Raw genomic sequence first — 12,636 nt, 5'->3', positions numbered from 1 at the left:
GGTGGTGGTACCAGCCAAGCCCAAGATTCTGTTCAATCTACAAGACAAGCTGGTGTTGCAGAATACGGCTCTGTGGTTGACCAAGATAGCAACTCCACCAACAGACAATCTCAATCTGCTCGTCGTGGTCGTTGCTAATCCTTAATTAAGACATCTGGCGTTGCTCAAATAAAAGGAGTAGTTAATATCTTCCTTTACTAAGCAACGTCATGTTAACTTCTACAACAGACAACTTTGAACCACATACAACACAACACGAGGTCTCAGAATATGTTTAACAAGTCTATTGCTTTCGGTTTGGTAGCTGCTGGTTTGATGATTGTTCCCAATGTGGCATTTGCAGGTGAGCAAGACCAGCGCAGCGTGCAAGAAACTGTGCAAGAAGGTGCTGCTTATGATGGTAGCTCAGTGATTCAAACTTCCAGAACCAGAAACAACCAGAACCAAACTAACCACCAAGGTGGTCGTAGAACTCCTTACGGCGGCGGTTACTGCGGTGGTGGTACCAGCCAAGCCCAAGATTCTGTTCAATCTACAAGACAAGCTGGTGCTGCAGAATACGGCTCTGTGGTTGACCAAGACAGCAACTCCACCAACAGACAATCTCAATCTGCTCGTCGTGGTCGTTGCTAATCCTTGAAATTAAGCCATCTGGCGTTGCTCAACCAAAAGGAGTAGCTAATCTATTCCTTAACTAAGCAACGCCATTTTGACTCCTACAACACACAACTACTGAGGTTTAATAGAGATGGTGAGAAAATTTCACACCTTAGGTGTACTAGCTGCGGCTTTGATTGTATTGCCAACGACTGCCTTTGCCCAATCAACGACTCGCCAAGAGATTAATCAAAGTGGCACTGCTGAAGGTTATCGTAGTCAGGTTAATCAAAGTGCTAAACAGAGAAGCTCTCAGAGAAGAGATAGAGTTGGTTCTCCTTACTATAACGGTTGCAGATCGGAGTATGGGTCACAAAGAGCCGATCAGCGGATAAACCAAAATGGTTATGCTGCTGATGGTAGTCTGGTTGACCAGAATGCTGAGCAACAAAACTCTCAGCGTCAAGAAACTCGTCGCAACTGTAGGTAAACCTCTAGGTAAGCTGTGAGTGTTGCATTCTACCTCAACCAGAGAGTTGATTTGTTGCAATCCTATGATCGATGCAGGTTACAGCGAATTGAGCCGTTGAACGTTGCTAGATCATGGGAATCAGCAAAAACATTTCCTCACTGAGCAATGTCAAGATGCTGATCAGCTTACAGAAATGTCTGTTAGCAGTGCCGTGGTGGTGTATTTAAGGTGAGGAGTTAATGGAGGTTTTACCGATTTTTTAGCTTGTTATGTAAAATCGGTCGTTTTTTACAAAGAGAGGAATTAAGCCATGCCTGCCAGACAATCGATCTTATTACTAATACTCTCTGTATTGATTGCATTACCTGTTGGAGTTGCCAGAGCAGAAATTGATGTCGACCATGGTGAGAGTCGGGTAACAATTACTGATTACGACGGTATCAAAATTGACAGAGATGATGATGATAATGATACGTCATATCCCTATCGCTCTCGCTATCGCAGATCCACTCGAGTGCGAGCTCCACAAAGTACTATCCAACGTCTTCGCAATTTAAAATACCCCCGAACAACACGGTCTGTGCGGTCATGTCGTGGGAGAAGTGTAACCCAACAAAGAACTATCAACAGTAGCTCTGGCACAGGAAATAACCGCACTTACAGTTCTATGACCACAACAATTTGTCGATAATTTAGCAAGGTTTTTATCATGAAGTTCAAATTACTCTCCCTGAGCTTGTTTTCCATTTCAGCTGTATCTCCCTTTTTGATTCCTGCCTTAACTCCTGCAGCAATGGCAGGGTGTGTTGCTGTTGACACTAGTGTACAAGTAGCGGTTGACCGTTCAAGGGAGCGTTCGCAAACCAATGAAGTCAGTCAAAATTTTGACCCAAATTGCCAAGGTGGCAGGGTTCGTAGCAGAGCATCACAAATGTGTAACTCTGATGGTAAATGCGAACAATACCGCCGCAGCGAACAAAATGTCTCCGGAGATTCTTCTACTCGCCGTTCTGGTGGACCAAACATTGGTGTCAAAGTACATGTTCCAGTACATGTAACCAAACCATCTGTTGCGAGATAAGATAGTTTCAAGAGACTGCTTACCAAAACTTTCAGCTTTCCGAAGTCCCTAGCAGGCGGGAGCTTCGGCTTCATTGCTAGGGACTGCTTTTCATCTTACGCAAGTTTTTGTAGAGTTGATGGCATCGACTGAAATTTTTCTTCTCGCCTAACTCCTTTTTCCTACCAACAGCAGGTAGGTGAAATTTCACAAACCATAGAGTTAAGCTAATCGCGTACCTGCTATTACCTAAATCTGCTTATTTCATGATGAGAAAACTATTGATTTTTGCAGGTTGCCTAGCTTTTCTAGCTATCACGACAGCTTTTGCACAAAACTTTGTCCGCAGTAGCCAAAGTTCCTCCGTTGTTGTTCAGCAGTCAGATAGCAGTGGGGACCAAAGCAGCCAAAGTTCTTCGGTTAGTGTTCAGTCAGATACGGATAATAGTAGTGATATGAACAGATCTTCAACCTTTACCAGCCAGCATTCTAGTTCCGGTGATTCATATGGATACCAAAAAAGCTCTCTTAATCTGAATGCAGCTAATCTCAATCAACCCCACATTCTAAGCATTAATGCCTCAGGTGCTCAAATGACGGGTGAGATTACTGTAAACGGTAATGTTGTCAAACAGATCAATAACGATAAAAACGTCAAGATTGATTTGTCACGTTATCTGTCAGTTGGAGAACATACTGTTGAAATTTCAGCCCGTTATAGTCCTCCATCATCTTCGGTTAGTGTAGAACTGAGTGGTCCTGGCGCTAATGTCACACAACAAAACAGTGGCAATGGTGCTTTAAACTATACTATGGATGTAAGCGTACGCTAGCGTGATCTTGTCAATTGTGTAGCAAGCCTGAATTTAAACGCTGTTGCAGAAAAAAGTGAAAGGTTTGCTGCCCCTCCTTTTAAGGAATTCCTTAAACTTTATTAGTACCTATTTAGTTCTCTTTGTTCTAGACTGTACACTCTTTCAATTGAGATACAGCTATCAGATTGCATACTTGCCAATACTAGTTTTATTCATCTTGGCTTTTGAATTTTGAATGACTAGGAAATAGACCTAGTTGTACGTAGTTGGCTTTCTAGATTCGCACGCACCCACAATTCTGCGACTGACCACACCCAAAATTTATTTGGTGCTTCGGCAAAATCATCATAGTTGTGAGTGACAATTGCATCTAGTTCCTGATAGCCAGCACAAACTAGCTCTACAGCAGATTCAAAATCCTTAAGAGGTGATGATCGTGCTTGTTGAAGAATAGTCTGATCTACAGTACAAATTTGGATTTTTTCTTGCAACCAATCAACAACTATCTCAGCAATTTTTGTATTTCGCAAACGGCTTGCATATGTATATATTTTTTGCCAACCAATATCTGTGACATACATCTGAATCCACGGATGTACTCTATCCAATAATTCACTGACATCGCCTATACATCCGTTACGATTTATCAACGCCTCTAATATTAAGTCAGCATCAATTAGTATCCTGAACACTTTCAAACCCCGTGATTAACCTATAAATATATTGTGAGAAATACGGTATTAAATCTCACTTAGCTAGGAACACAATTACATACAAACTGAAAGAACAGTATTTCTGATTTCCACACAATAATTTCTAAAACACCAAATCCTGGGAAACGTAAACTAGCTTTGGCATCACTCTGTGGTCTGGCAAAGATGAACCGCATTTAGTTGGGTCAATAACACTAGATACATATGACGCCCAATAAATTTTTGTAGTTCCAAACAATAACCAAACTCATTTGTACCCTAAATTTAAGCAAGCTTATTATCGTATCATTTTAGCTATCTTTAATTTGCACGAACTTAAAAGGTGCATACAACCGAGACTTATAATAATAGCAAAACCCTCAAAGATATCATGAATATGTCACAAAAAATAAAATAGACCTCTTTTTACATTCTGATTTTTTCTTATATTTATACCAATTCTCTATGAAGAGGCATAGAAGAAAGCCCATGCAAGCCGAGTTTTATAATGCTTCTCAATTGAATGCGTTAAATTACCACTTATCTTGTGGGGCAGTCGTCTTGCCTGTCCTTAAGGATGAAAATTCTTCTTCCCCTGTCACCATTTTCAAGTCATAGCTCTTTATGAGATTTAAGTAACAAATAATATAATTGCCCATAACTGACGGTTACACCAGCGCGATCGCCTGCTACCTTACCAGAACCTAGAAAATAATCCACCCTCCCCGCGCCTTTAATCGCGCCGCCTGTATCTTGGTCAAGAACATATCTACTTACAATACGATGATCCATCTTTCCGGTAATTTTATTAAAAAAGGGAAAGGGAGCGCGAATCAACGCCAAAGCACCAGGGGGCATAAGAGATTTATCTGTTGCTATAGAACGTTCTGCTGTGAGCGGGACTCTGATAGAACCTTGTGCCGGCGCACCGTGATTTTCTTGAAAGAACACAAAGCTGGGATCGCGAGGAATATAGACATTTAACTGTTGTGGATACTTCTGGAAATAGTTGAGGATCATTGGCATAGTCAAACCCTCAAGCGGTAACTTACCATCATTCGCTAGTTCGCGCCCAATACTCTTGTAGTTGTAAGCGGTATTACCGGCATAGCCGATTGATGTTTGAGTTCCATCAGGAAGTTGAAGTTTCGCCGAACCTTGAATTTGGGCTAAGTATGGTTCTAGGCGATCGCGAAACCAAAACAACTCTAATCCCCGCAGCCGATTTTTTGAGGCTTGTAAACCATCCGCTCCTTCTAGTTCCAAGCGTGTGGGATGAGGTTTTTGCCATAAGTCAATGTCTGGTGGTAAGCGATAAACAGGATAGCGGTATTCTGCGGTGGGAACGCGACTAGCAGTATAAACTGGTTCATAGTAGGCGGTAAACAACACCGAACCTTTGTTGTCTCTTCCTACAGACTGATAAAAGACAAATTCCCGTGCGATCGCCGTGTTAAGTTCATTGGCGGATTTGGACTTTAAGACCAGTTCCCGGAATCTTTGCAAACTTTTGATAACATGATCGCCTGTCATTCCTGCGACCTGATACCGTTGATACGCCGCTGCTGCATCGTTGGAAAACAAGTATTGCAAACTCCTATCGACAGCCATCAACAAAGCCTTTTTGTCTGGTGGTTGACCGTTTTCGCCCCATAATTGGTTATCGACACAAGAACTATCACCCTCACAACAAGGAAACGGTGACTTTTGGATGGGTATCAGTGGAGGTTGCGCTGTTTGCTGTTGAACAGCTGCATCCTGTAACTGGGTTTGAGAGGAGAGTGGTAATTCCCACTTGATCACCCTACACTCCGACGCACTAAGTGCTAAATGCCCCAAAGGTTGTATAGCTACTAACACAATTGCCAGAGCTATGGGTAGGCTGATGGTGATGGCTGCAAGTGTTTTTCTCATGTATTGGTGGTTAATTGTTGGGTATGGGGTGATTGTTTAGGGTGTGGTGAGCAATTTTTTCTACATCCTAACTCTGCAAGGACGCCGCAGCCTTGCGCCCCTACCTTCTACGCTCCAACCACTAACCAATTCCATCACTCATTCATGTTGCGATATGTAGCAACAGCAGAAGGCGATATGCGATTTAAGTAACGGAATATCCAGTATTTGAAGATAGTATCTAAAATCACTGGGAATGTGGCAATAAATAGGAAGATGAAATCGTGATTTGCTGGTAATCCCCAATGGCGCGAAATGCCATCTAAAATGACTTCCCAACCATGAGGAGAGTGGAAACCCACAAAAACATCGGTGAACAAAATGATAATAAATGCCTTAGCACTGTCACTCAGACCGTAGACCACATGGTCAAAGAAGTCTTTTAGGACTGCAATTTCTCGCTTGCTAATCAGTAAAAGCCAGGTGAAACTAACAACAGACAAAATATCTGCAAAAACGTTTTTGATAGCATTAGAACTAGCACCACGAAATTCTTCAGCAATCTCATGAGCTTTTCTTTTTATCTGATTTTCCATCTCCTCAAAAGATAGTGGTGAGGTACTATTAAGCAAGTTTTTAAACTTTATTCTCTCTTCAAATTTTTGTAGTTCTGAAAGTGCTTCTTCTTCCATTTCATAATTGAGGAAAAAGGTAGCTTCTTCAGAATGTCTACTAAAATAACGGTCAACAATCGGTCCAACGACCAGAGTTTTTGACAATTGGTGAGTTAGAATAGGAACTATAATGAGCAGAAGGAGAAATCTGACAGATATGATTGTTCTCCTTTGTGTTTTCCGGAAATTTCTAACAACGTCTTGTTCTGCGTTGGGGTCTAACTCAACTTGTAGACGAGTCAGGGTATTGAAAATCGAACGAGGTACTACCCCTGTTGTATTTGCTTTACTTTTGGGTGTTTGATTATCTAATTTCTGAGTTGGGAAATTTTGTTGTTTTAATTCTTGATTGGTTGCGGGTTGTACTATTGTTAAACTATTGTCTTGAGCTATTGGATTCTTGAAAGAAAATTCGTCGGATTTAGTGTATTTTGCTATGACTTCATCAATGAATTTGAGTCTTTCTAAAACCAAGGAAAGCTGTGGATACTCTATACCCAATTCATTTGCCGCTTTTTGATTAGATTCGTTTAGAAAAAAACGGCTGATTTTAAACTCTGTTAGCCGCATCCGGATAATTTTTAATTGCTTTTTAAGGTCTGACTCAAAATAATCCATGACACTGCGGCTATAGTTAGCTGAGTCAAAGTCTATTTTTTTACCATTAAAATGTTCGTCTTCTATTGCCTTAATATGCAATGCTGCTTTGTAAGCTTCATAGAGAGAACGCTCTGATGTCCTTAAGTACCATTGGTAAGATGCTAGTAAAAAAGGGTATATTTTTTGACGAAAAACAGAACTAATCATTGTAGGCAATAATCCAGCATTGTTTTATAACTCTTAAGCATAAGTTAACGTACGAAGTCTCTTAATAAATCTCCGAGGAGATGCTCCCGTGAATTCTGATTCCGTTTGGATAACAGGACCTAGCCGCAGCGGTAAGACTGCTCGCTTGGTGAAGCAGTTTTGTAAATGGGTATTGAGTCAAACTCGCACTAAAGAAATATATTATACGAAAAGCCGAGGGCGAAAAAATAGCGATAGTCTACTAAAACGTCTGTATCTTCATCAAACAGAACCAGGGGTCTTAGTTTTGGCTGCAAATGATGAAAATCGCCGCAATTTGGCGGATAGGATTGTTACAGCAACTGAGGGAAAATATCCAGTCCGTTGTAAGACTCCTTTGGGTTTTATTCAGGATGAAGTTATTTTATTTTGGCCCTTGCTCATTGAGTCGTTAAAGTTGAAGGCGCAATTTCCAGTACGACTGCACCCAGAAACTGAACAGGAACTAGCAACCAAACTTTGGCGTTCTCAGTTGGACGAAGGGACTTTGCATCGTGCTGGACAGAACTCTGTAGACGCGGAAGGGCTTGCGCCGTTAGCAGAAGCTCCTCGTGAACAGAGGCTTAGAACTTCGGGACAGAATGAGTACCGCTTGGTACGTCGCATATTGGATTTGCTACAACTGGGGGCTTACAGTGGTACAGCTTGTGAAAAAATTGACAAAGTTTTGGTAAGTGCCATAGCACAGCACGACAATAGTACAAACCTGGAACCTGAATTCATAGCGTCTTTGCTAGTAGATTGGCGTAACTGGTGTCTGGAGAGGGGATTCCTGACATACGGGATTATTACCGAACTTTACGGCAAATACCTGTTACCAGACCCAATTTACCAGCAACAGCTCACAAAACGGTATCAAGCGGTGCTAGCGGATGACGTGCAAGATTACCCTGCCATAGCGCGTCACCTGTTTGAGTTGCTCCTAGATAGCGGTGCAGTGGCGGCGTTTAGCTACAATCCTGATAGTGTGGTACGTTTGGGACTCGGATCTGACCCCAACTACTTGGAAGAATTATCAGCACGTTGCCAGCAAGAAACCTTAACTCAGCCTCCCCTTTCATGCCTTGCAGATAGCTTAGTAACACCAATGCTAGATCTGATCACAGAACAGATGTTCGCGTTAAGCTTACCAGAGGCAGTGCAGTCAATTCAAACCACCTCCCGCGCCCAATTATTACGGCAAACGGCAGAGGTGATTGTTAAAGCTGTAAAAGTTGGTCAAGTACAGCCAAACGAAGTGGTGGTCATTGCACCAGGTTTGGATGCCCTAGCCCGTTACACCCTGACAGAAATTCTCACCAAACAAAATATCCCAGTAGAGCCTCTCAACAACCAACGCCCGTTGATTAGTTCGCCTATCATCAGAGGATTGCTCACCGTCCTTACCTTCGTTTATCCCGGCTTAGGACGCTTAGTTGATCGAGATGCTGTAGCAGAGATGTTGGTTGTGTTGAGTCGGGAAGTTTCTGGAGTCGGGGGAGAAAATACTTCCTCCACTTCCCCATCTTCCTCCACTTCCTCCTCTCCCTACATTGACCCCGTTAGAGCGGGATTGATAGCAGATTACTGCTTTGTACCGCATCCAGATCAGCCAAATTTACTGCCTGTAACGGCGTTTGACCGTTGGGATAGACTTGGATATGCAGCTACCACGGGTTATAGTGAAATATTACAGTGGTTGGAGGAGCAGAAAGCGCAGCAGGAGATGCGTTTGATTCCCAGTCCTATTTCTCTTTTAGACAGGGCAATTCAGCGCTTTGTGTGGAATGGCAGCAATCTCCCTTATGACCAATTGGCAGCACTACGGGAACTACTGGAAACTGCCCAGCACTACTGGGAAATAGATACTAGATTGCGGCAAACCCACACATCTGGTGACATAGGGACGCAAAGACCCTCCGACGCACCCACAGGAAATGTCTCCATATCATCCCGTGAAACAATTGCCGAGTTCATACAACTGCTGCGGCGTGGCACTATTACCGCTAACCCTTTCCCCGTAAGTTCTATAGGACCCCAATCAAATGCTGTCACATTGGCTACCATCTTTCAGTACCGCTCCAGTAGGCGATCGCACCGTTGGCAGTTTTGGCTAGATGCTGGTTCGCCTTTATGGGCAAAAGGCGGTGCGGCGACTTTGTTTGGTGCACCATTCTTTCTTCAAGAAAGACTGGGCGAACCTTGGACTGTAGAAGATGAACAATTGGCAGAAAAACAACGACTGCAAAGGATTCTCGCAGATTTGCTTGCCCGCGTGTCTGAGAGAGTCTATCTGTGTCACAGCGATTTAGCTGTCAATGGGCAAGAGCAACTTGGTCCGCTGTTACCTTTAGTACATGCATGTGTCTCGGGTGTTCCTGAGCCTGCTGGGGTTTAGCCGATAGATGGAAACTCAGACCGGGTTGAGTCACAAATTTTCCCAGAGTTAGGGCTGACGGCTGAAAAGATTTTTTGTGCTGGAAGTTGACAGTGCCAGGTCAAAAAGCCTTCAAAATATTTAGAATGTTAAGTAAGGTAAAGGACATTTCATAAAAACCTAGAGTAAAAATCAATGGTACTATTTGGATTTGGTAAAAAACTCACCCTGCCCACTCCTGAAGAAGCTTTGCCAGGACAGGCAAAAAAAATGCCAGTACCAGAGCGTCACTATGTCAACGGTAATCGGCTCAACGCCCCGTTTCCAGAAGGTATGGAAATGGCAATGTTTGGTATGGGTTGCTTTTGGGGTGCAGAACGCAAATTCTGGCAACTAGAAGGAGTCTACAGCACAGCAGTGGGTTACGCGGCAGGAATAACGCCCAACCCCACCTATAAAGAAGTATGTAGCGGACGTACAGGTCATAATGAAGTGGTACGAGTCGTTTTTAACCCGAAGATCATAAGTTACTCGGAATTACTCAAAGTCTTCTGGGAAAACCACAACCCCACCCAAGGAATGCGTCAGGGTAACGACGTGGGCACTCAGTACCGTTCAGGAATTTACGTATATTCTGAAAATCAAAGGAAGCAAGCAGAAGCATCGCGGGAGACCTATCAGCCAGCCTTAAGCGCCGCAGGTTATGGCGAGATTAGTACTGAAATTCTCGATGCTCCTGAATTTTATTACGCCGAGGAATACCATCAGCAGTATCTTGCGAAAAACCCTAATGGCTATTGTGGGTTAGGGGGGACAAACGTTGCTTGTCCTGTAGGAATTGCTGTCAGGGATCAATGAATAAACCTCTTGCATCAGTAGATTCCATCTGTGTCCATCTGTACGGCAGTTGCTACAACGGAGGGAACCTCACGCCAGTCCGCTCAAGTCGGGAAACCCGCCCACGCGGCTGGCTCCGCAACGCACTGCCTTGTCCATCTGTGGTTAATTATTCTTTTTTTTGGAATCAATGCAAGAAGTCTAATGTAGAGACGCTTTCATGAGAGCGCGTCTCTACACAGTCGTTATTTTTAAATAAATACACGGAAAAGCAAACCAATAGCAGCAAACCACAACATAATACTAATGGGTGCGCCAATCAAAATTCCGGCGATCGCCCAACCTCTTTGATGCTCTTTAAAGTGTTGAATGTTGCGCCAACGTCTACTTTTCCAAGCCCATTCATTGCCTTTAGCACCAAGTGCAATGGTCGTTATCCAACCAACTTGCGGTACAAAACAGAACAAGCCAACCCACACTTGATTAGTCCACAACCACAACCAAGGTAACAGAAATGCTCCCCAATTCCACCCTTTAATTTCCTCGGGGACTTCTTCTGTTGCATTATTTATACCGCAGCCAGAATTATTGTTGAATTCTTGTAGTCGCCACTCTTGCTTTTTGACAGTAAGACCAGACTTGAGAGAAATGAGCGCTTGGTGCGCTGTGGTAAACCTTTGCTCTGGCGCTGGTTCAGTCATCTTTTGCAACCAGGAGACAAAACTGGGACTGAGGCTAACTCGGTCAGTAAACTGAATTCGCAAATCGCGCTGAGGCAAATCAGAGGGCGAGACACCAGTTAATAGATGAATCAAACTGGCTCCTAGTGCGTAGAGATCCGATGCCGCAACTGCTCTCCCACCAAATTGTTCCATTGGCGCATAACCATAAGTTCCCACCACAGTGAAGGTGACTCCCTCCCTTGCCGCTTTATCTTGAACTGCGCCAAAATCAACTAAATAAATGCTATCATCTTCACCCCAGATTAAATTACTCGGCTTGATATCCCGATGCAGTACCTGTGGATTTAACTCATGTAAATCTGTGAGAATATTTAAAACTTCAACAGCGATTTTCCGCGCTTGCTTTTCCGTAAATCTTTTCCCAAGAGCTAGCAATTCCTTAAGAGACTCACCAGGTAGATATTCTTGCACTAAGCCAAACCAGAGTGTCCGGTCATCGATACAAAAATAATCAATATATTTGGGAATACGGGGATGATCAAGCTGTTGGAGAATTTGTACTTCCCGTTCAAAAAGTTTGAGGTCATCCCACTGTACTGTACCGCCAAAAGCAAGAAGTTTGACCACAACTTGCTTGTTTTGTGCATCAGGAGCTTGTAAATCCAATGCTAACCAAGTTTGGCGAATTCCATTGTTACCAAGTAGGCGTTGGAGTTGGTAACGATTTTGTAACAATTGTTCTGCTTGCAGCATCTAGCACCTGCTTCATCACCAGCCTGATGTCTCTAATCTAGCTAGAACTTTCTAAGAGTGGTAGCAGGAGTTAATCAATAGTGTTAGGCTGCTGTTTACGATTTTTCCCCTACTGCTGAATAACGCCAGAATAACTGCTTCCTGACAGTTACTCCTGTTAGTGACCTAAGAAATCTTAGATGGCTCTAAAAGTGAGAGTCGTGACGACCTGCAAGGGACGCTATGACCGCAATCAGCTCTGCTGGCTCAACAGGCTTGGCAATGTGCATTTGATACCCAAAGCGCAAGGCACGAATTCTGTCCTCAAAACGAGCATAGGCGGTAACTGCGGCTGCTGGGGTCTTTCCTCCTTTCTCCACCTTGACTATACCAGTGAGACGATAAATTTGTTGAGGTCAGGAGTTAATGATACGATGATTGTGCTGCGTTGAGGAGTCACGTCGCGTTGACTTTAGTGTAGCAAATATTGCTAATAATTCCCAACTACTATTATGACATGAATTAAACAAGAAAAATTAAGTAAGGGCATCTATCTTGGATGTCGCAATTCATCTCCCGTTACAGGCTTCGCCTTAAGGGTGAGATGAATTGCGACCAATAAAAAACATGGCTTCGCAATACCTTGGTGTAGTAGAATATACTTGCCACCAAAAAAGTTAGGGTTAGGCAAGATTGGGATACCGTTGGCGAAATATTACTTAACATAAAAACGGAGAGTTTACGGTGTATTACATGATAAAGAGAGCTACACTCCACCATGTAATACACGGTAACAAAAAATGAACTTAGCTGCCTCAATTATCAATAAACTAGAAGAAATACCTTTGGAGGCAGTATATGTGCTTACATCCGGAAAAAATTCCTCCTGTTCCCAATGAAACGGTACGTGTAGCCAAAGCCGCGTTTCCCAAAGGTAATTTATATATGCGATTGCGTGATGAACTTGGGGTATTTTATC

Annotated in this window: 12 protein-coding genes; 7 read left to right on the top strand and 5 right to left on the bottom strand. The window is 43.1% G+C overall.

Annotated elements, in window-relative coordinates; translation table 11 throughout:
* Positions 1–270: 270 nt before the first annotated feature.
* The 5 genes from MAS10914_RS32185 (at position 271) to MAS10914_RS0118330 (ending at position 2,962) form a co-directional block, all read left to right on the top strand.
* Positions 271–633: a hypothetical protein gene (locus MAS10914_RS32185; RefSeq protein WP_017317409.1), complete on the top strand. Its 363-nt coding sequence runs from the start codon at positions 271–273 to the stop codon at positions 631–633.
* 115 nt (positions 634–748) lie between these two features.
* Positions 749–1,087, top strand: coding sequence for a hypothetical protein (locus MAS10914_RS0118345; RefSeq protein ID WP_017317408.1), 339 nt, complete (start codon positions 749–751; stop codon positions 1,085–1,087).
* Between the two features lie 292 nt (positions 1,088–1,379).
* Positions 1,380–1,760, top strand: coding sequence for a hypothetical protein (locus MAS10914_RS0118340; protein ID WP_017317407.1), 381 nt, complete (start codon positions 1,380–1,382; stop codon positions 1,758–1,760).
* An 18-nt stretch (positions 1,761–1,778) separates the two neighbouring features.
* Positions 1,779–2,150 carry a hypothetical protein gene (locus MAS10914_RS0118335; RefSeq protein WP_017317406.1) on the top strand — a complete coding sequence of 124 codons (372 nt, stop codon included), beginning with the start codon at positions 1,779–1,781 and terminating at the stop codon, positions 2,148–2,150.
* 245 nt (positions 2,151–2,395) lie between these two features.
* Entirely contained in the window at positions 2,396–2,962 is a 567-nt protein-coding gene (locus tag MAS10914_RS0118330) for a hypothetical protein (RefSeq protein WP_232224187.1), read from the top strand.
* Between the two features lie 221 nt (positions 2,963–3,183).
* Here MAS10914_RS0118330 and MAS10914_RS0118325 read toward each other — a convergent pair whose 3' ends face one another.
* The 3 genes from MAS10914_RS0118325 to MAS10914_RS0118310 all read right to left on the bottom strand — a co-directional run bounded on the left by MAS10914_RS0118325 (position 3,184) and on the right by MAS10914_RS0118310 (position 7,019).
* The gene (locus tag MAS10914_RS0118325; protein ID WP_026082646.1) at positions 3,184–3,636 is read right to left on the bottom strand and encodes a PIN domain-containing protein; all 453 of its coding nucleotides are present in this window, start codon (positions 3,634–3,636) and stop codon (positions 3,184–3,186) included.
* A gap of 612 nt (positions 3,637–4,248) precedes the next feature.
* The gene (gene mltA, locus MAS10914_RS0118315; protein WP_017317402.1) at positions 4,249–5,550 is read right to left on the bottom strand and encodes a murein transglycosylase A; all 1,302 of its coding nucleotides are present in this window, start codon (positions 5,548–5,550) and stop codon (positions 4,249–4,251) included.
* A gap of 134 nt (positions 5,551–5,684) precedes the next feature.
* Positions 5,685–7,019, bottom strand: coding sequence for a proton extrusion protein PcxA (locus MAS10914_RS0118310; protein ID WP_198014984.1), 1,335 nt, complete (start codon positions 7,017–7,019; stop codon positions 5,685–5,687).
* Positions 7,020–7,098: 79 nt separating this feature from the next.
* Here MAS10914_RS0118310 and MAS10914_RS0118305 point away from each other — a divergent pair, with 79 nt between their 5' ends.
* Positions 7,099–9,426 (top strand): hypothetical protein, encoded by a 2,328-nt coding sequence (locus MAS10914_RS0118305; RefSeq protein ID WP_017317400.1) that lies wholly within the window; start codon positions 7,099–7,101, stop codon positions 9,424–9,426.
* A 174-nt stretch (positions 9,427–9,600) separates the two neighbouring features.
* A complete protein-coding gene (gene msrA / locus MAS10914_RS0118300) occupies positions 9,601–10,263 on the top strand; it encodes a peptide-methionine (S)-S-oxide reductase MsrA (RefSeq protein ID WP_017317399.1) in 663 nt (220 codons plus the stop codon).
* Between the two features lie 230 nt (positions 10,264–10,493).
* Here msrA and MAS10914_RS0118295 read toward each other — a convergent pair whose 3' ends face one another.
* Both MAS10914_RS0118295 and MAS10914_RS34355 read right to left on the bottom strand, forming a co-directional pair.
* The gene (locus MAS10914_RS0118295) at positions 10,494–11,678 is read right to left on the bottom strand and encodes a serine/threonine protein kinase (RefSeq protein ID WP_026082645.1); all 1,185 of its coding nucleotides are present in this window, start codon (positions 11,676–11,678) and stop codon (positions 10,494–10,496) included.
* A 185-nt stretch (positions 11,679–11,863) separates the two neighbouring features.
* Complete coding sequence (locus tag MAS10914_RS34355) at positions 11,864–12,037, bottom strand: response regulator (protein WP_017317398.1); 174 nt, start codon at positions 12,035–12,037, stop codon at positions 11,864–11,866.
* Between the last annotated feature and the right edge of the window lie 599 nt (positions 12,038–12,636).

Source organism: Mastigocladopsis repens PCC 10914 (assembly GCF_000315565.1).
In the GTDB taxonomy this organism is placed as follows: domain Bacteria; phylum Cyanobacteriota; class Cyanobacteriia; order Cyanobacteriales; family Nostocaceae; genus Mastigocladopsis; species Mastigocladopsis repens.
This window is presented reverse-complemented; position numbering and strand designations above follow the sequence as displayed.

Coding starts and splice junctions, on each gene's coding strand:
- MAS10914_RS32185 (WP_017317409.1), top strand. CDS start 271: ATGTTTAACAAGTCTATTGCTTTCGGTTTGGTAGCTGCTGGTTTGATG.
- MAS10914_RS0118345 (WP_017317408.1), top strand. CDS start 749: ATGGTGAGAAAATTTCACACCTTAGGTGTACTAGCTGCGGCTTTGATT.
- MAS10914_RS0118340 (WP_017317407.1), top strand. CDS start 1,380: ATGCCTGCCAGACAATCGATCTTATTACTAATACTCTCTGTATTGATT.
- MAS10914_RS0118335 (WP_017317406.1), top strand. CDS start 1,779: ATGAAGTTCAAATTACTCTCCCTGAGCTTGTTTTCCATTTCAGCTGTA.
- MAS10914_RS0118330 (WP_232224187.1), top strand. CDS start 2,396: ATGATGAGAAAACTATTGATTTTTGCAGGTTGCCTAGCTTTTCTAGCT.
- mltA (WP_017317402.1), bottom strand. CDS start 5,550: ATGAGAAAAACACTTGCAGCCATCACCATCAGCCTACCCATAGCTCTG.
- msrA (WP_017317399.1), top strand. CDS start 9,601: ATGGTACTATTTGGATTTGGTAAAAAACTCACCCTGCCCACTCCTGAA.
- MAS10914_RS0118295 (WP_026082645.1), bottom strand. CDS start 11,678: ATGCTGCAAGCAGAACAATTGTTACAAAATCGTTACCAACTCCAACGC.